Below are 18,530 nucleotides of genomic sequence, written 5' to 3'. Positions count from 1 at the left end.
CTATATACTATAATCTCTTTTACCAAAAATACCTTCTCCAATTCTAACCATATTAGCGCCCTCTTCTATAGCTGCTTTGTAATCTGCCGACATTCCCATGGATAGGTATTTCATTTCTACATTTTTATATTTTTTTTCTTTTAATTTATCGAAGATTTTTCTCATATCTTTAAAATATTTTCTACAGGATTCTTCGTCCCCAATAGGTATTATAGCCATCAATCCTTTTACCATAACATTATTACATTTTCCACAATTTTCTAGCATATTTTCTAAATCTTCAATAAATATTCCAGTTTTGCTCTCTTCTCTTCCTATGTTTATTTGAATTAAAACTTCAGCAATTTTTTCTTGTTTTTCATATTGTCTTTGTATTTCTTCTAATAGCTTTACACTATCTAAAGAATGAATCAAATTAACTCTGCCCGCAATGTATTTAACTTTATTTCTTTGAAGATGTCCTAACAAGTGCCAGTTTACATCCGTATGAGGGAAATTATCCATTTTATAAATTAGTTCCTGCACCTTATTTTCCCCAAAGTTTCTTACTCCAGAGTTATAAGCCTCTTTAATATCCTCAAGTGGCTTTGTCTTTGATACTGCAATTACCGTCACATCATCTCTTATGCCTTTGTAAACTTCTTTTATATTTTCTGTAATCGTCAATTCCATCGCCCCTTAGACTATTATTCTATCTTATGTTTTATTATTCTTCATAAAACATAAAATTCCTTTAATTATTTTTTTATTGATTCGCCATATTTATATTCTAATTTCCCCTGAAAAGCTGGTACTCTCACTTTTTCTTCTTCTTTAACCTCTATTTGTATTTCTCTAAACATTAAAATTCTTAAATAATTTGCTTCATCTAACATATAGCTTTTTAATGCTTCCTTATTCCCTATAACATTTATATAAAATGGAGCACTTATCTGAATTCCATTTATCCTTAAAAAAGCTCCGTTGCAAAAAATACCTGAAGAGGGAATTAATCTTATTCCATTAATAGAAATAGCCTCTGCACCAGCATTCACTAAATCATTTACTACATTTATCATATCTCTATCGTGTATCAATCTTGATTCATATTCTATAGGGTCATTTACAAACTCAGTAGTAGCATCCGCTAATGAGATCTTGATCCCTTCACCTTCTAACTCTGAAAACCCAATTAGTTCTTTATTTTCAACTAACTCTTTATTTATTTCTTCAATTATTTTATTTCTATTTATAATATTTTCTTCATAACTATGTAGCTTATCTAAATACTTTAAATACTCTTTTTGTAAATTACTTACGTTGTTAACCAACTGGTTTCTATAAGAATAAGCATCTTGATATTCCTTACTACTTAAAAAAACAATGCTACTTTCTCTTGTAAGGCTTATATTCATAGATATAAGTATACCAATTATAATTGAAGCAATAAAAACAAATACACTGGCTTCGCTATTTCTCATATATAATCACCTCAATTATGGGATTTAGCTTTCTCTATAAGCAATCTTCTTATGATAGCAAAGTTATCAAATATTCTTCCTCCGAATACTATTACTGCTGCAATATAAATGGGCACCCCTAACTTATCTCCAAGATAGGCTAACGCAGCGGCCAGCACTGAGTTGCCAAAAAAACCTGATATAAAAATATCCGCTTGGAAATTTTTTGATAAAGTAGCTCTAATAGCTCCAAACACAGAGTCTAAACAAGCTAATATAGCAACTGACATGTATGGAGAAAACTTTTCTGGAATATTAATATTCCAAATTGCTCCTACCACTACACCTATTATTAATCCTAAAAATGCAATCATTTTTCAACCACCCCTGAATTAAAAGAATTTATTGTTTTTGTACAGGCTTCGCATATTCAAATTTGAATGATCTATTATATTTTTCTATGTTTATTTTGTCTGATGGTTCATACTTTATTTCAGTTATTCCCTTAAAATCCGCAAAAGTTTCAGGAAAATCTAGCATGTCCTTAAGGTTCTTCTTAGGCCCTACAGCCTTTATTACAATTCTTTTAGATGGAGATACTCTATCTTCCCCATTTATGGAAATACTATTACCTGAAATTCTAATACCAGATCTTCCTGTAATTCTGATATCATTAATTGAAATAGCCTCCGCTCCTGCAAATCTTAATTCATTAACCAAATAAACAAGATGCCTATCAGTTATTTTTGCATCTATATTACCAAACAGTCCACTATTGGGAGTTAAATAAATTATTACACCTTCTCCCTCAACGTCTGTGGCTCCCGTAGTAATCCTTGTATCCTCTAATTCTTTTAAAAGAGCTTTAGTTCTATCATCATTTCCTGCTGCTGATTCTTCGTACTCTTTTAATTTTGATTGTGTTTCATTAATTTTTTTATTTAAGCTTTCTCTTTCCTTCTTATATTGCTCTATCTGAGCAGTCATATCTGTAGTATTATACGGATTTACCCCTAACTGCTCTCTTTTATATAATACCCTGAACTGATATGCTAGCATAAAACCTAGTATAGCGCAGACCATAGCCACGCTTACTTGTGAATTCCATTTACGCATAGGCCTTCCTCCTAATTCTCTATATAAACTACGGGATTACCTTTAAAGCTTACATCTATATATCCCTTAGCATTTTTTAACTCTTCTTTTTGTAATATTATATTAAAAGCTTTATTTAACTTTACATCTAGATCCTCTTCATTTCCCATCCTAATAACAATATTTTTATATACAAATTGTATATTATTAATATCACTTATATCTACTTGAGCTATATTGTAATTATCTTTTTTAGGAGCAAGCAAACTACTTATAGTATTTACAGCTTTTAATTTTCTTTCACCCTCCACCACAATATGTTTTCCTATTTGAGATTTTTCCACTTCAAAACCTTGAAGCTTTACTAAATTCATATCTTTAATATCTTTCTTCTTTTCTAAAACTACTCCATATTTATCAATTATAACATACTCATCCGATGTTTTTCCATAGAATACTGCCTCTCTTTCATTAATTTGTATGATTACAGTGCCAGGCAGTTTTCTTGAAATTTGAACCTTAGTTATATATGGGTTACTTTCAATACCTTCTTTAGCTTCATCCATATTTAAATAAAAAATATTATTCCCTATATATATATTAGACAGCTCTTTTACTATATCCGGCGAAATATTTTTATTACCTTGTATTTCAATGTTTTTCACATTAAAAAATGGATGTTTTAAACATAAAGCAATAAGGGTAGAAATAAGAAAAAGAAAAAAAATGATGCTTTTTTTTAGAAATTTTTTTCTTCTTCTTCTCATTATAAGTTCATTTTTTTCTTTTGGCCGAAAAGGTATAACTTCTCCCATTTTCATCTCCACCTTCGTAATTATAGAATATACATATATAATAACATTTTTAAAAGTTAATTTCATTAAATTTTATATTTAAATTTAATTTTAAACAAAATTATAGCATTGCACTGCTGCAATGCTATTTTATTACATATTACTTTTCTGTCTAGATATGTTCAATAATATTCCCATTGCCGTCATGTTTACAAGCAAAGATGAACCTCCATAACTTATAAAAGGTAATGGTACTCCTGTAACCGGTATAGAGCCTGTTACAACAGCTATATTTATAAGAGCCTGAACTGCTATTACGGAAGTAATTCCCATAGCTAATAGAGTTCCATAAGTGTCCTTTGCCTTTACAGCCGTAACAATTCCTCTCCATACAAGAAGTATGAATAGAACTATAATAAAGGTACAACCTATTAACCCCAATTCTTCACCTATTACTGCAAAAATAAAATCATTATGAGGTTCTGGTATATAGTAACATTTCTGCCTTGATTGACCAATACCTACTCCCCATATACCTCCTGATCCTAGAGCTAAAAAAGATTGTATTAATTGATAGCCTGTGTTCAATGGATCTACCCAAGGATTTTTATAGGAAAAAAACCTTGCCCTCCTAAAAGGCACCAACATTATAGCCGCAAAACCAGCTACTGCTACGGGAGCAACTACTATAAGAAGATGTATAAATTTTGCTCCACCTATAAATAATACAAAGAAAGTTACCGCCATAACCACCGTTGCAATACTTAAGTTCTTTTCAAGATAGATCAATATTGCATAAATTCCTGCCACTATAAGGCAAGGTAATACACCTTTTGTAAAACTTCTTATCTTTTCTCCCTTGGCCTCAATGCTTTTTGCTAAATATGCAACTATCATATACTTAGCGATTTCAGATGGCTGTATATTTATTGGTCCTAATGCAATCCATCTTCTAGCACCATTTATTTCCGGAAAGGCAAAAACCACTAATAGCAATATAGTAGATATTACCATGAGTAATTTTGTATATCTCTTATAATAGTGATAATCAATATTTATGGTTATTATCATAAATATAAAACTTAGTATAGCAAAAGCACCTTGTCTTTTTAAAAAGAACATATCATCTGACTCCTTATAAAAAGCAAAGTAAGAGCTAGCGCTATATACCATTACTACGCCAATAGCAGCTAAAAGCATAATTACACAAAACAGAAAAAAATCTATACTTCCCATCTTCTTTTGGAGTTTCTTCATATTAACCTCCTACCAATTATTAAAAAGATAAAAATGCTATCATACACAATATAACTGTTACAATTGAAAATACAGACACAACTTTCGTTTCATGCCACCCACTTAATTCAAAATGATGATGAAGTGGAGCCATTTTAAAAAATCTTTTCTTTGTAAGCTTAAAATATACTATTTGAATAATAACTGCCAAAGTTTCTATTACATATATACCACCTACTAGTATAAGTAATAAAGGTAATTTTAATATCATAGCTACAGCTGCTACAGCTCCACCTAAAGCTAGGGAACCAGTATCTCCCATAAAAACCTGAGCTGGGAAAGCATTATATCTTAAAAATCCAAGTAATGCTCCAGCAACAACCCCACAAAATATCGATAAGGTATAGTAGCCCATATTATAACTTACTATTACAAAAAAAGTCATTACAAGAATCGTAACAGAAGTAGCAAGTCCATCCAAACCGTCCGTTAAATTTACCGCATTGGTTGTAGCTGTAAAATAAAAAATTATAAAAGGTATATAAAAGATACCTAAATTAAAAGTTTTCCCTGTAAATGGCATTATTATTGAAGTTCCTATATCTGGGTTATTCGCAGCGTAATATGCGAATCCATAGGAAACAATCAGTAGTAATATCATTTTTTGATATGCTTTAAGGCCTAAATTTTTCTTATGTACTATTTTTAAAAAGTCATCAATAAATCCTATTGCTCCAAAAGCCAAAAATGCATATAAGGCAAACATAGCCTCATCACTTGGCTTTCTTACGAGTATTATCATAGAAATTATGGAAGATATAATAAATATTATTCCTCCCATGGTAGGAGTTCCAGCTTTTCTTTGATGACTTTTTGGCCCCTCTTCCCTTATACTTTGACCAAATTTTAGCTTATGAAGTATTGGAATTAATATTGGCCCTCCAATTATTGAAAAAAAGAATGCTACAAGTACTGAATATATTATTTTACTGTTCATTATATCAATGCTCCGTTTTAGAGCAAAGTCACCTCCTCAAGCGTTTTTATTCTTTAGTTTTTAATTTTTCAATTATACCTTCAAATTTCATAGCTCGTGATGCCTTAAACAACAAAACATCGCCATATTTAATATAACTTTTCAAAAATTTAATTACTTCATCTTCGTCATTAAAACTTAGAATTTCTTTTTTTATATCTTTAGTTTCATTTATATATCCTTCTTCATAAGCTTTATTGAATTCTCCAAGGGTAATTAAGGTTTCTATTCCCTTTTCAGCCACATATTTACCTACTTCTTTATGTGCATTATAAGCTTCATCCCCTAGTTCCTTCATTGTTCCTAAAACAGCTATTTTTCTTTCACCTTTAATATTTATTAAAACATCTATTCCTGCTTTCATAGAATCAGGGCTTGCATTATAGCAATCATTTATTATAGTATATTTTTCTTCTCTAATTATATCAAGTCTCATACCAGTGGTGTTTATATTATTTTTAAGTCCCTCTTTAATTTCTTTTAAGCTCATGCCTAAAACTCTTCCACAAGCTATACTCAATAATGCATTCCACACATTGTGTTTTCCTGGGAGGTTTATTTCAATGTCTTCATTCTCTCCACTATTTTCTTCAGACACTTTAAATGAAACACTATCTTCATTTAAAATTATATGGTGAGCATAATAATCGCCTCTATTATTAAAACCAGTTTTAATAATATTAAACTCATCACTGCTTAAAGAATTCAGTAAATCATTGTCTCCATTTACAATAAGTACATTTTCTTCATTAAAGAAATCAGTAATTTCTAACTTAGCTTTTAATATATTTTCTCTAGTTTTTAAATTCTCTATATGAGATATGCCAACATTAGTAATTAACGCTATATCTGGTCTCGCTGCTTTGCACATCCTATGAATTTCTCCTAAGTTATTCATACCTAATTCCAAAACTGCAATATCATAATCATTATTTAATTTAAATATCATCAAGGGTAATCCTATTTCATTATTAAAATTACCTTCTGTTTTAAAAACTCTATATTTTGAACTAAGAGCAGCAGCAGTCAAATCTTTAGTGGAAGTTTTTCCAGTGGATCCTGTTATTCCTACTATTTTTATATTTAATTTGCTTCTATAATATTCCGCTAAATCTAACAATGCTCTTCTAGTATTTTCCACTTTTATTATTGAAGTACATTCTTTTATATTTTCTTTATCAAATATAATTTCATCAACAATACATAGAGTAGCTCCTTTATCGCTTGCAACATTTATATAACTATTGCCATTAAAACTTTCTCCTTTTAATGCAAAAAATATATTTCCTTTTTCAATCTTACGAGTATCTGTGGATACACCATTGAACTTAAAGAAATTACCTTCTTTAACCATTTCTCCATTAATAGCTTTAACTACTTCATCTATACTCAAAAACTCCAAATAAAAGACCCCTTCCCTTTTTTAATAAAGCTCCTCTATTATATCTTTTATAACTTCTCTCTCGTCAAAATGTATAGTTTTATCTTTTAATATTTGATAATCCTCATGTCCCTTACCAGCCAAAACAATTACGTCACCTTTTTCAGCTATTTCCATAGCCTTTTTAATTGCCTCTTTTCTATTTTCAACAATTATATAATTATCTTTGTCCACTCCAGCTACTATATCTTCAATTATTTTTGATGGTTCTTCTGTCCTTGGATTATCTGAGGTTATTATAGATATATCACTTAGTTCCGTTCCTATTTTACCCATTATTGGTCTTTTGCCTCTATCTCTATCTCCACCACATCCGAAAATGCTAATTAGTCTTCCTTCAGTAAATTCTCTTACATTTTTCAATATATTTTCTAATCCATCTGGAGTATGAGCGTAGTCAACAATTACCTCATAACCTAAATTATAGCTTTTAGTTACTATTTCACATCTTCCAGGCACTCCTGGTAGTTTTTCTAATCCTCTTTTAATTATATCTAAGGAAATTCCTTCATTTAAACAAGAAAGTATTGCACCTAATGCATTTGAAATATTATATCTTCCTGGTATATGGATATCTATATCCTCTCTTTGTCCTTTATAATCTACGGAGAATTTTATACCTCTGGAGTGCATCTCAATATTTTCCGCCCTTAAATCTCCTTTACCCTCAATTGAATAGGTGTAATAAGAACTAGATAAGTCCTTTAATATGTTTGTTCCATACTCGTCATCTATGTTAATTATAGATTTTTTACTATTTTTAAATAGTAAAAGCTTAGAATTATAGTAATTCTCAAAAGTTTTATGAAAATCCAGATGATCTTGAGTCAAATTAGTAAATATACCTTCCTCAAACTCTATCCCATATACTCTATCTAAATATAGAGAGTGTGAAGATACCTCCATTACACAATATTCAACCCCTTCATTTACCATATCCCTAAACAACTCATGAATTTCTAAAGATTCTGGTGTGGTTCTTTCAGCATGAATTTTTTTATCACCTATATAGTTTGCTATGGTACCTAATAAACCAACCTTATAGCCGCCTTCTTCTAATATAGATTTTATCATAAAAGTTGATGTTGTTTTTCCATTTGTACCTGTAATCCCTATTATTTTCAGTTTATCTTTTGGGTTACCATAATAGTTAGATGAAAGTATAGCCATGGCCTTTCTTCCATTTTTAACTCTAACTATAGTACAATTTTCTATTTCTTCGTTAATATCCTTGCTACAAAGTATAGCTGTTGCCCCTCTTTCAATGGCAGATTTAATATACTTATGCCCATCGGTGCTGTATCCTTCTATAGCAATAAACAAACCATTATTTTGCATGTTTTTAGAATTATAGTGCAAATTCGAAATATCTATATCTATATTTCCTCTTACTACTTCATATTCAATTCCATTTAATATTTCATTTAACTTCATTTTTTCACCTCTTAAAACCACTATGTAAGTTTACAATGCAACAGTGAACGGAAATGGCCGTTCACTGTAATATTACTCAATAACTTCTTCTAATTTTAGGTACACTGTAGTTCCTTTATTGACCTCTTGACCCTCTTTTATGTTCTGCTCATAAATCAATCCATATCCTGAGTAGCTGCCTTTAAGCCCTATACTATCAAGAATTTGAGAAGCTCTTTCTGCTGTGTATCCTGTTAATCTAGGAACTACTACTACTTTATTATAATTATCAGTGCTTCCTGTGTAAAGTAGTATTTTACTTCCTTCTTTTACAGTATATCCAGGTTTTGGGTTTATATCCACAATATACTCGCCTTCTGCATCAATTTTATAATCTAAACCCTGATCTTTTAAAACCTTTAATCCTTCACTTTTCTTTAATCCCCTTACTTCAGGTATTATCACATCTTTCTTAAGGCTTTCTGCAACTTCTTCAGAAGTAGCATCACTCTTCAGTGCTAAATAATTAAAAATATCATTAAATACCTGTTGTCCAACTGGCGCTGCTATTTGCCCTCCATAATAATTTGATGGATCAGGCTCATCTATAGATACAAGTAATGAAATTATTGGTTCATCCACTGGAGCCATTCCAGCAAAGGAAGATATATACTTACCCTGTACATATCTGCCCCCAATAGGTTTTTGGGCTGTACCTGTTTTTCCTCCAATTCTATATCCTTCTATAAAAGCATTCTTACTTCCTCCTTCAGTTACAACCTTCTCTAAAAAGCCTCTTAAAGTTTTTGATGTCTCAGTACTAATTATTTGCTTTTCTCCATAATTATCAAATTTTTTATCTACAATATATTTATTAGTATCCTCATCATAATGAGAAACTTCTTTTAATAAGTGTGGCCTTATCCATTTTCCACCATTAATTGCTGCATTAAAAGCAGTAATGTATTGTACTGCTGAAACGGTATTTGCCTGTCCAAAGGCTATAGTAGCCAAGTCTATTTCAGCCATTTTATCTGCCTTTTTTACTATACCTTTAGCTTCTCCTGGAAGGTCTATGCCAGTTACTTGACCAAATCCATATTTATTTATGTATGAAGCTAATTTTTCTTTTCCTAATCTTCTTCCTAATTCTGCAAAACCAACATTACAGGAATTTTTTATTATATCCTCAAGGCTTTGAGAACCATGACCTCCATTATACCAATTCCAACACTTTATTGTATTTTTACCAATGGTAGTAAACCCATTACAGTTAAATGTTTCACCAGCCGGAGATATTTTTTCATCAAGGACTGCCGACATAGTTAAAGCTTTAAAAATAGATCCAGGTTCAAAAGTATCACTAACTGCTCTATTTCTCCATGCTGCTTGAAGCTCGTCTCCAGTCTTACCTTCTATCCAAGGATTATTAGAATTATAATCAGGTTTATTGACCATTGCTAATATTTCTCCATTACTAGGATTCGTAACTATAATTGTAACCGCTTTAGCTTTGTTATCCTTTAATGCTTGGTCAGCAGCTTTTTCTGCAAAGTGTTGAATCATTTCATCTATTGTTAAAACAACATCTTTTCCATTTTCCGGCTCAGTAAACTCAGAAATTACATATGGCAGTTCACTAATTCTAGCGCTATCCATTTCAGCTATTCTATTTCCTGGTTTTCCTGATAATATTGAATTGTATTGCATTTCTATTCCAGTTAAACCATCCCCATCGGAGTTAGTATGTCCTAATACATGAGCTAAAAAGTTATCATTAGGATAATATCTCTTTGTATCTGCCGAAACTAATACTCCTCTTAAATTTAACTCTCTTACTTTATCTGCTATGGGCTTCTCTATTCTTCTCTTTAAGGTAGCAGAACCGTATGGTAATCCATTAGGAAACTTCTTATTTATAATTTTTAGAACATCATCCTGTTCCATTTCTAAAGCTTGGGCTAATTGTGACGCTACTTCTTTATCAGTAATTTCGTTCTTTTTCATGGTTTGTCTTAGAGTATTTAAATCCAAGTCTACTCTATAAACATTAGCGCTAATAGCGAGCTCATTCCCATTTCTATCTAAAATCCGTCCTCTTTTAGCCGCTATTTTCACCTCACTAGTCCATTGGTTAATAGCTAACTTCTTATACTCCTTACCCTTGTATACCATTAAAAATCCAAGCCTTCCTATAAGGGCAATAAATGCAAAAGATAATCCCAACAGTATTAAAAACATTCTTTTCTTTATTTTAACTCTATCCCTGTATACTTTTTTGTTCAAAATTATACCTCCGCTAAAATCTCTTGCTATTTCTTATTCACATTCTCTCCTTCTTTTATTGCATCTTTTGTCATATCAACGTACATAATATCTGCTTTTGTTGGTTTAATCATTTTCAGCTTAGTTGTAGCTATTTCTTCAATTAAACTTAAGTTACTGTATTTTACAAGCTCTATTCTTAAATTTTCATTATCTTTATTTATATCACTTATTTTTGTGTTTAAGGTATTTAATTGTCTTTGCATATTATATATTTGGCCATATCTTCCTACTATTGTTACTCCTACTATGAATACAAGCGATATATTTCTTATAACTTTAAGTTTACTCTTAGTTCTTTTGTTTCTTTCTTCGATCAAAGCTTTTCTATCAATAGTTACCTTTTCTTTCGTATCCTTTTTCACCTTTGGATACGAATTAGGAGCAAGTACGGTACTTCCATTTATGTATTCATTTTTATCAGTTATTATCACTTTATTCACTCCCTTTTTTAATTAGAACATATATTTATATTTTTTCTCCCACTCTCAATTTTGCACTTCTACTTCTTGGATTTATTTCAATTTCTTCCTTTGATGGTTCTATAGGTTTTCTACTTATTATTTTTAATTTAGGTATATTACCACATACGCATATAGGAAAGTCTCTAGGACAGCTGCAACGATTTTCTAAATCTTTATACTTATTCTTTATTATTCTATCTTCTAATGAATGAAACGTTATAATGGCTATTCTTCCATTTTCAGATAAATGCTCAACGCTGTCTTCTACGGCTTTATTTAAAATATCCAATTCTCTATTCACTTCAATCCTTATAGCTTGAAATGTTCTCTTTGCTGGATGAGGCCCTTCCCTCCTGAATTTAGCAGGTATGGCTTCTTTGATTATTTCTGTTAATTCTCCTGTAGTTTTAATTTCCTGCGTATTTCTTTTTTCCACTATAAATTTAGCTATTCTTTTTGCAAATCTTTCTTCACCATAATCTCTAATTATTCTTTCCAAATCCTTTTCAGAGTAATTATTTACGATATAATAAGCATCTACTTCTTCTTTTCTATTCATTCTCATATCTAATGGAGCATCCTTCATATAGCTAAAGCCTCTTTCTCCTCTATCTAATTGATAGGAAGAAACACCTAAATCCATTAATATACCATCCACTTTATCTATATTTAATTCATTTAATATAGAATCGATATTATAAAAATTATTGTGCACATAAATTACATTATCAAAATCTTTAAGTCTTTCCTTTGCAGCTCTTAAAGCATCTTCATCTTGATCAATTCCAATCAAAGTACCTTCCTTTGATAATCTTTTTAGTATCTCAGATGAATGTCCTCCTCCACCTAATGTGCAATCTACATATATACCATTTTCTTTTATATTCAATCCTTCTAAACATTCATTTAATAATACTGATACGTGATTAAATTCCATATATATTACTCCATTCTTAATTTATATTCCTAGCTCACTCATTTTCTCTGCAATCTCATCGAAATCTATATTAGATTCATTATAATCTTCCCATTTTTCTTTGCTCCAAATTTCAATTCTATTCAGTACACCTATACTTACTATTTCTTTTTGTATATTAGCATACTCAAAAAGATTCTGAGGTATAAGTGCTCTTCCTTGCTTATCTACTACTATTTCATTAGCTCCTGAAAAAAAGAATCTGGAAAAAGCTCTGGCATCTTTACTTGTTAAAGGGAGTTTTTTCAACTTCTCTTCTAATATATTCCACTCTTCCATAGGGTATATGTAAAGACATCCATCCAAACCCTTAGTTAAAATAAATTTATCACCCAGGTTTTCTCTGAACTTAGAGGGGATTATTATTCTATTTTTAGAATCAATTCCGTGTATGTACTCCCCTATAAACATTTTTACACCCCTACAAACTATTTTCCTCCACTTTAAACCACTTTCAACCACTATATGTACAATTCTATAATAAACCAAAAATTCCTTCTTTTAAAGTGATTTTAATAAATTTTTTAATAAAATTTTTAATGAAATACAATGGCAAAAAAATCCAAAGCTATTCCACTGTCTAAAGCAATGAAATAGCCTTCCATAAAGTTCATTAATGGGAATTTTCTTCATTTTCATTAAATGGAAATGGTCTGGGAGTTATCATATTATTAAAACTTAAAGAGTTACCTAATTCTTGAGTATTTTGAAGTATAGATATTTCGCTTTCCCTATCTATTCCATTAAATTTTTCCTCTAACTTATTTATAAAATTCTCTCTATCATTTATATCTTTTAACGCCACAAGAATCTCTCCTTATCTACTTTAAGTTATTTATTACTCCTCTTTCCATCTTTAACATTACCTTTTTTATCTGAGAATGATTTAATCCCGTTCTCTCAACTATTTCTTCCATTCCCGTTCCTTCTCCTAATAATTCTTTAGCAAACTCTACAGAAGCTTCATGTTTATCTTTTTTCTTTCCCATTGCTATTCACTCCTTTCCTAGAGTTCAATAATATTTTGTTCATTTTATATTTTATTTATCCTCTATAGTTTTTCCCAACAATAAAAAGACTGTTAATAACACATGCTATCAACAGTCTTTTTCATTATTATTTTATTACTTTATTATTTTTTATAAAACTCTCTTATTTTTTCACATACATATTCTACTTCTTCATCTTTTATTTCAGGATATATTGGTAAAGCAAGAATTTCTCCACATACTTTTTCAGCTACTGGGAAATCTCCCTTTTTATATCCTAAATAACTAAAGCAATTTTGAAGATGCAATGGCATTGGATAGTAAATACTTGTTCCTATACCACTTTTCTTTAGGAATGCATTTAATTCATCTCTTTTTTCGCAAAGTATATTAAATACATAATAAACCGGCATCTGATCTCCCTTAATAATTGGAAGCTTTAATTCTTCTATGTCTTTTAATCTTTCTTTATAAAGATTTGCTATTTCTTCTCTTCTCTTAATAGCTTCATTAATATATCTCATTTTTACAAGTAGTATGGCTGCCTGCATTGTATCTAATCTTGAATTATATCCTATGTATTCATAATGATATTTTGCTTTAGCTCCATGAACTCTATATATTTTAGTCAATTCAGCTAATTTATCATCATTTGTTATAATCATTCCTCCATCACCATAAGCTCCCAAAGTTTTAGTTGGGAAGAATGAAAAAATCCCCATATCTCCTATAGCTCCTGCATGTCTATAAGTGTCTCCTTTTCCTTTCCATCTCATTCCAAAGGCTTCTGCAGCATCTTCTAATACAGATAGGTTATGTTTTTTTGCAATATCCATTATATCATCCATGTTAGCCATTTGACAGAAAAGATGAATTGGTAGCAATCCTACAGTATCTTTTGTAATTTTCTCTTCTATTTTTGTAGTATCTATATTAAAAGTTTCTGGATCTATATCTACAAATACTGGCTTCCCACCATATCTTGCTATACAAGATGTGGATGCTAGGAAAGTAAATGGTGATGTTATAACTTCTTTTCCATTCTTATATCCTAATATGTCTGATGTAAGAATCAAACCATCTGTTCCTGATGCTACTCCAATTGCATGCTTTGCTCCAGTAAAATTTCCTATTGATTTTTCAAGATCTTTAACTTCTTGGCCAAGAGTAGCTATTCCATCCTTAAGTACATTTTCAATGGCTTGTTGAAATTCTTCCCTCTTAGCTGAATATTCTCTTTGAGACGTATAAAAATTAACTTCCATAAATAATAATCCTCCTCTAAGTTATAATAACTCTTCTACAGCTTTTATAAGCTCTTTAACTAAATAATCGGCATCTTCTAATGCTAAAGTAGAGTATACTGGCAAGCTTATTTCATTTTTATATTGATCATAAGCATTTGGATAATCCTGAACATTATATCCTAAGTTTTTATAAAGACTTAACATAGGAACAGGTATAAAGTGTACATTAGTAGCTATATCTTTATCTGCTAAAGTTTGAATAACTTTATCTCTGCTTTCTTCTTCAAAACCTTTTATTCTTAAAGGATATAGATGGTAACACGATTCCATTATATCATTTTTACTAAAAGGAATAATAGCCCATTCTTTGTCTTTTAAATTATTATTATAAACTTCAAATATCTTTCTTCTATGATCTATCATGCTTTCATAGCGTTTCATCTGAACTACTCCAATAGCAGCCATAATATCTGTCATATTGCATTTAAATCCATCTGTTATTATATCATATTTCCATGCTCCTGCTTTCATCTTTGAAAGAGCATCTTTAGTCTGTCCGTGAAGAGCTGTTATTTTAAGTTCTCTATGCAAATCTTCTTTTCCCTTAAAATTATTATCATTAAAAGTTATTCCTCCTCCTTCAGCAGTAGTTAAATTCTTTACTGCATGAAAGGAGAATACGTGAAAGTCACATTGAGTACCTACTTTTTTTCCTTTATATGCTCCTCCATAGGAATGGGCTGAGTCACATATAGTTATTATATCCTCTCTTCCTATTCTCTTTAACATATTTTTAAGCTTATCATAATCTAATGGTACACCTGCATAATCCACTGGCATAATTACTTTTGTTTTAGGAGTTATAGCTTTTTCAATTGCATCTATGTCAATCAGAAAGCTGTCCTTTTCTACATCAACGAAGGTTGGTTTTATGCCCCTATGCACTATAACATTTGAAGTTGCTGTATAGGTATAAGGTGTGGTTATTACCTCATCTCCCTCTTTTATATCCAATACCTTTAATAATAACTCCATTCCAGCCGTTGCACTATTAACCGCTACTGCATAGTTAGATTGGCAAAACTTTTTCATGGATTCTTCAAATTCTAAAACTTTTGGTCCCGAAGTAATCCATCCTGATTCTAATACTTTCACCACTTCATCAATTTCTTCTCTAGTTATATCTGGTGGTGAAAAAGGTATCTTTTTTCCCATAATTAACACTCCTTTATATTATAATCATATTTATTTTATAGCTTTAAAAAAGCCTGTATCTTTGCTTATGTATATGTTACCTTTTTCTTTTATTATTTTTTTCATCTTATCTTCTAGTTTAGTAAATTTATCTTTACTAAAATTGTTTTTTATATTACCTGGCATAGAAAATATATAATCCATGATAGCAGAACTTTCAGTAACCATTAAACTATCCTCATATCTATCCATTTCTATATCTCTAAACCAACTTTTAAGTATGTCCTCTCCATTTTCAAGCTGAAATTTTTCTGTAAGAGTAAAACCCTCCATATCAAGCAAACTCTTATCTACCTGTGCTATTATATCTCTCATTTCCTTCATGTGGTTTTTCCCTACAGTAGAAGCATAAAATTGCCCTCCAGGTTTTAATACTCTTTTCACCTCTGATAGAGACTTGTGTAAATCTCCTAAATGATAAAGCATGTGATTTGCTATTATAATATCAAAGCTACCATCACTATAAGGCAAATCGTGAGCATCTACCACAGCAAAGTTAAACCTATTTTCCCATTTCTCCAAATTATTTCTTGTATCATTTAGCATACCTTGTGAGAAATCCGTTAGGCTTATATTCCAACTCTTAGGTACTTTATCAATATTTTTCAACCATAGACTTCCATCACCACACCCAAGTTCTAGTATATTAGCTTCCTCTGCTATATTAAGCTTGGTAAAATACCATGGCATCCACCCTTGGGCATTACTGCTAAACTTTTCATGTATGTTTATTCTAGCTCTTAAGTTCGAGGCATTTTTATACTGTTCAATCCATTTTTTATCCATATTTATTAAATTAATTACATTTATAAATTTATCCCAATTTAAATTATCTTCTTTTTGTACCATAACTAAAGTTTCATCTATAGCTTTTAGTACATTGAACATATGTTGAATTTTTTCTTCTATGATTTTTTTTTGAATATTAAGGGATTTTTTAAAATCATTATCATCTATATCATATTTCATAATATCCCCTATTTCTTCAAGAGATAAACCTATAAATTTTAATGTAAGGATTTTTTGAAGCCTACCGAAATCTTGCTTATTATAAAGTCTATATCCTAATTCACTATAGTTAGAAGGTTTAAGTAAACTTATCTTATCATAAAATCTTAAAGTTCTAATGGTAACCCCAGCTTTTTTAGCAAATTGGCCTACGGTATATAATTCTTCATCCTCCTTATACAAATTACTCACCTCTAATAATCATTTTAACCCATGACGTTAGGTAATGGTCAATAGGTTTTTATATATTTATATTAATTTTCTGTAAAATATAAAAAAGAGGACATTTTACTGTCCTCTTTCTGCTGATTGCTTTTTAGTTGTTCTATTGCTATTTTTAGCTGTTTCCCTAGTTATTGGTGTTTGGTAATTAGATTTTTCCATTCTAGCTTTTTTATTATCTGGCTGGCTATCTTTTGGCATAAACATCTTTCCCTTCTTCTTGGTTTCATAATGTATTATGCCTTGTTTTAATAATTAAATACCTTTTTATAACTGAGAGTTTAAAGTGAATTTATACATTAAATCTAAAATTTACAACGTCTCCGTCTTGCATTACATATTCTTTTCCTTCTAGTCTATAATATCCTTTTTCTTTTGCTGCTGCCTCTGAACCACATTCTACTAGCTTATCATAGGATATAATTTCAGCTCTTATAAAGCCTCTTTCAATGTCCGTGTGTATTTTACCTGCTGCTTGTGGTGCTTTCGTTCCCTGTTTAATAGTCCAAGCTCTTACCTCTTGAACTCCAGCAGTTAAATAACTCATTAATCCTAGTAGCTTATAACTAGATTGGATTAGTTTATAAAGCCCTGGTTCTTCAATTCCGTATTCCTTTAGCATCTCTGATTTTTCTTCTTCATCTAAAGTTGATAATTCCTCTTCTATTTTTGCACTAATAACTACAGCTTCAGCATTTTCTTTATTTGCATATTCTTTAACTTTTTTTACATATTCATTTTCTGTATTTCCAGATATCATATCTTCTTCTGAAACATTACATACATATAACACTGGCTTTGAGGTAATTAAAAAGAATCCTTTAACTATTTCTTCTTCTTCCTCAGTTACTTCTAATGTTCTAGCTGGCTTTTCCTCTTCAAGATGTGCTTTTATTCTTTCCATTAAAGCCATCTCATCTTTAGCTTTTTTATCTCCGCTCTTTGCTAGCTTATTTGTTTTTTCTATTCTTCTTTCTAGCACTTCTAAATCAGACAATATAAGCTCAAGATTTATAACTTCTATATCTCTAACTGGATCTACTGACCCTTCTACATGCACTACATTTCCATCATCAAAGCATCTAACCACATGAACAATAGATTCTACTTCTCTAATGTGAGATAAGAATTTATTTCCTAATCCTTCACCTTTACTAGCACCTTTAACTAAACCTGCTATATCATAAAACTCTATAGTTGCATATATCTTTTTTTTCGTACTATAAATTTTTTCTAATACATCTAATCTTTTATCTGGTACAGTAACTACACCTACATTAGGTTCTATAGTACAAAATGGGTAGTTAGCCGCTTCTGCTCCTGCACATGTAATGGCATTAAATAAAGTACTCTTACCCACATTTGGTAATCCAACAATTCCTAATTTCATATATGTACACAATCCTTTCATCACTTCAGTTAATTCCTTTTAAGATTATACTCTACTAATTGCTTTATTTCAACTAAAAACATTATAATATAAGTGCTTTTGTAGTATAATGTAGAATGTATTATTCTATATGCATTAGAAGGGATGTCAAAAAAATGAAGAATATATTTTCCAAATTTTATAAATACAATTATTTTTTCA

At 30.4% G+C, this 18,530-nt stretch carries 20 protein-coding genes; all 20 read right to left on the bottom strand.

The features are described 5' to 3' along the window. On the bottom strand, positions 1-666 hold the full coding sequence (locus RYO54_RS00395; RefSeq protein WP_399548827.1) for a YggS family pyridoxal phosphate-dependent enzyme: 666 nt from the start codon (positions 664-666) through the stop codon (positions 1-3). A gap of 71 nt (positions 667-737) precedes the next feature. Next, positions 738-1,460 carry a DUF881 domain-containing protein gene (locus RYO54_RS00390; RefSeq protein WP_315114442.1) on the bottom strand — a complete coding sequence of 241 codons (723 nt, stop codon included), beginning with the start codon at positions 1,458-1,460 and terminating at the stop codon, positions 738-740. An 11-nt stretch (positions 1,461-1,471) separates the two neighbouring features. Continuing rightward, positions 1,472-1,813: a small basic family protein gene (locus tag RYO54_RS00385; RefSeq protein ID WP_315114440.1), complete on the bottom strand. Its 342-nt coding sequence runs from the start codon at positions 1,811-1,813 to the stop codon at positions 1,472-1,474. Positions 1,814-1,841: 28 nt separating this feature from the next. Then, the gene (locus RYO54_RS00380) at positions 1,842-2,555 is read right to left on the bottom strand and encodes a DUF881 domain-containing protein (protein ID WP_315114439.1); all 714 of its coding nucleotides are present in this window, start codon (positions 2,553-2,555) and stop codon (positions 1,842-1,844) included. Between the two features lie 11 nt (positions 2,556-2,566). Next, complete coding sequence (locus tag RYO54_RS00375; RefSeq protein ID WP_315114437.1) at positions 2,567-3,349, bottom strand: FtsQ-type POTRA domain-containing protein; 783 nt, start codon at positions 3,347-3,349, stop codon at positions 2,567-2,569. 132 nt (positions 3,350-3,481) lie between these two features. Then, positions 3,482-4,585, bottom strand: a complete 1,104-nt coding sequence (spoVE, locus tag RYO54_RS00370) for a stage V sporulation protein E (protein WP_315114435.1) — start codon at positions 4,583-4,585, stop codon at positions 3,482-3,484. Between the two features lie 19 nt (positions 4,586-4,604). After that, positions 4,605-5,561, bottom strand: a complete 957-nt coding sequence (mraY, locus tag RYO54_RS00365; protein WP_315114433.1) for a phospho-N-acetylmuramoyl-pentapeptide-transferase — start codon at positions 5,559-5,561, stop codon at positions 4,605-4,607. Between the two features lie 46 nt (positions 5,562-5,607). Further along, a complete protein-coding gene (gene murF / locus RYO54_RS00360) occupies positions 5,608-7,002 on the bottom strand; it encodes a UDP-N-acetylmuramoyl-tripeptide--D-alanyl-D-alanine ligase (RefSeq protein ID WP_315114431.1) in 1,395 nt (464 codons plus the stop codon). 21 nt (positions 7,003-7,023) lie between these two features. Further along, positions 7,024-8,475 carry a UDP-N-acetylmuramoyl-L-alanyl-D-glutamate--2,6-diaminopimelate ligase gene (locus tag RYO54_RS00355; protein ID WP_315114429.1) on the bottom strand — a complete coding sequence of 484 codons (1,452 nt, stop codon included), beginning with the start codon at positions 8,473-8,475 and terminating at the stop codon, positions 7,024-7,026. A 72-nt stretch (positions 8,476-8,547) separates the two neighbouring features. Next, positions 8,548-10,740 carry a stage V sporulation protein D gene (locus RYO54_RS00350; RefSeq protein WP_315114427.1) on the bottom strand — a complete coding sequence of 731 codons (2,193 nt, stop codon included), beginning with the start codon at positions 10,738-10,740 and terminating at the stop codon, positions 8,548-8,550. 26 nt (positions 10,741-10,766) lie between these two features. Beyond that, a complete protein-coding gene (locus RYO54_RS00345) occupies positions 10,767-11,213 on the bottom strand; it encodes a septum formation initiator family protein (RefSeq protein ID WP_315114425.1) in 447 nt (148 codons plus the stop codon). 34 nt (positions 11,214-11,247) lie between these two features. Further along, positions 11,248-12,180: a 16S rRNA (cytosine(1402)-N(4))-methyltransferase RsmH gene (gene rsmH / locus RYO54_RS00340; protein ID WP_315114423.1), complete on the bottom strand. Its 933-nt coding sequence runs from the start codon at positions 12,178-12,180 to the stop codon at positions 11,248-11,250. Positions 12,181-12,201: 21 nt separating this feature from the next. Beyond that, positions 12,202-12,630 carry a division/cell wall cluster transcriptional repressor MraZ gene (gene mraZ / locus RYO54_RS00335; protein ID WP_315114422.1) on the bottom strand — a complete coding sequence of 143 codons (429 nt, stop codon included), beginning with the start codon at positions 12,628-12,630 and terminating at the stop codon, positions 12,202-12,204. A 202-nt stretch (positions 12,631-12,832) separates the two neighbouring features. Then, on the bottom strand, positions 12,833-13,024 hold the full coding sequence (locus RYO54_RS00330; RefSeq protein WP_315114421.1) for a hypothetical protein: 192 nt from the start codon (positions 13,022-13,024) through the stop codon (positions 12,833-12,835). Between the two features lie 16 nt (positions 13,025-13,040). Next, positions 13,041-13,208, bottom strand: coding sequence for a hypothetical protein (locus RYO54_RS00325; protein WP_315114420.1), 168 nt, complete (start codon positions 13,206-13,208; stop codon positions 13,041-13,043). 143 nt (positions 13,209-13,351) lie between these two features. Continuing rightward, complete coding sequence (locus tag RYO54_RS00320; protein ID WP_315114418.1) at positions 13,352-14,473, bottom strand: DegT/DnrJ/EryC1/StrS family aminotransferase; 1,122 nt, start codon at positions 14,471-14,473, stop codon at positions 13,352-13,354. A 21-nt stretch (positions 14,474-14,494) separates the two neighbouring features. Further along, entirely contained in the window at positions 14,495-15,670 is a 1,176-nt protein-coding gene (locus RYO54_RS00315; protein WP_315114416.1) for a DegT/DnrJ/EryC1/StrS aminotransferase family protein, read from the bottom strand. A gap of 30 nt (positions 15,671-15,700) precedes the next feature. After that, positions 15,701-16,900, bottom strand: a complete 1,200-nt coding sequence (locus RYO54_RS00310) for a methyltransferase domain-containing protein (protein ID WP_315114414.1) — start codon at positions 16,898-16,900, stop codon at positions 15,701-15,703. 105 nt (positions 16,901-17,005) lie between these two features. Further along, positions 17,006-17,146 (bottom strand): hypothetical protein, encoded by a 141-nt coding sequence (locus RYO54_RS00305; RefSeq protein WP_315115076.1) that lies wholly within the window; start codon positions 17,144-17,146, stop codon positions 17,006-17,008. 85 nt (positions 17,147-17,231) lie between these two features. Continuing rightward, positions 17,232-18,329, bottom strand: a complete 1,098-nt coding sequence (ychF, locus tag RYO54_RS00300; protein ID WP_315114413.1) for a redox-regulated ATPase YchF — start codon at positions 18,327-18,329, stop codon at positions 17,232-17,234. Positions 18,330-18,530 lie beyond the last annotated feature (201 nt).

Origin of the sequence: uncultured Clostridium sp. (assembly GCF_963515715.1) — a bacterium.
GTDB lineage: Bacteria > Bacillota > Clostridia > Clostridiales > Clostridiaceae > Clostridium_AW.
This window is presented reverse-complemented; position numbering and strand designations above follow the sequence as displayed.

Excerpts from the sequence above, each read along its gene's own strand:
- spoVE (WP_315114435.1), bottom strand. The coding sequence starts at position 4,585 with ATGAAGAAACTCCAAAAGAAGATGGGAAGTATAGATTTTTTTCTGTTT.
- RYO54_RS00390 (WP_315114442.1), bottom strand. The coding sequence starts at position 1,460 with ATGAGAAATAGCGAAGCCAGTGTATTTGTTTTTATTGCTTCAATTATA.
- mraZ (WP_315114422.1), bottom strand. The coding sequence starts at position 12,630 with ATGTTTATAGGGGAGTACATACACGGAATTGATTCTAAAAATAGAATA.
- RYO54_RS00375 (WP_315114437.1), bottom strand. The coding sequence starts at position 3,349 with ATGGGAGAAGTTATACCTTTTCGGCCAAAAGAAAAAAATGAACTTATA.
- rsmH (WP_315114423.1), bottom strand. The coding sequence starts at position 12,180 with ATGGAATTTAATCACGTATCAGTATTATTAAATGAATGTTTAGAAGGA.
- RYO54_RS00355 (WP_315114429.1), bottom strand. The coding sequence starts at position 8,475 with ATGAAGTTAAATGAAATATTAAATGGAATTGAATATGAAGTAGTAAGA.
- RYO54_RS00315 (WP_315114416.1), bottom strand. The coding sequence starts at position 15,670 with ATGGGAAAAAAGATACCTTTTTCACCACCAGATATAACTAGAGAAGAA.
- RYO54_RS00320 (WP_315114418.1), bottom strand. The coding sequence starts at position 14,473 with ATGGAAGTTAATTTTTATACGTCTCAAAGAGAATATTCAGCTAAGAGG.
- ychF (WP_315114413.1), bottom strand. The coding sequence starts at position 18,329 with ATGAAATTAGGAATTGTTGGATTACCAAATGTGGGTAAGAGTACTTTA.
- RYO54_RS00380 (WP_315114439.1), bottom strand. The coding sequence starts at position 2,555 with ATGCGTAAATGGAATTCACAAGTAAGCGTGGCTATGGTCTGCGCTATA.
- mraY (WP_315114433.1), bottom strand. The coding sequence starts at position 5,561 with ATGAACAGTAAAATAATATATTCAGTACTTGTAGCATTCTTTTTTTCA.
- RYO54_RS00385 (WP_315114440.1), bottom strand. The coding sequence starts at position 1,813 with ATGATTGCATTTTTAGGATTAATAATAGGTGTAGTGGTAGGAGCAATT.
- RYO54_RS00305 (WP_315115076.1), bottom strand. The coding sequence starts at position 17,146 with ATGTTTATGCCAAAAGATAGCCAGCCAGATAATAAAAAAGCTAGAATG.
- RYO54_RS00325 (WP_315114420.1), bottom strand. The coding sequence starts at position 13,208 with ATGGGAAAGAAAAAAGATAAACATGAAGCTTCTGTAGAGTTTGCTAAA.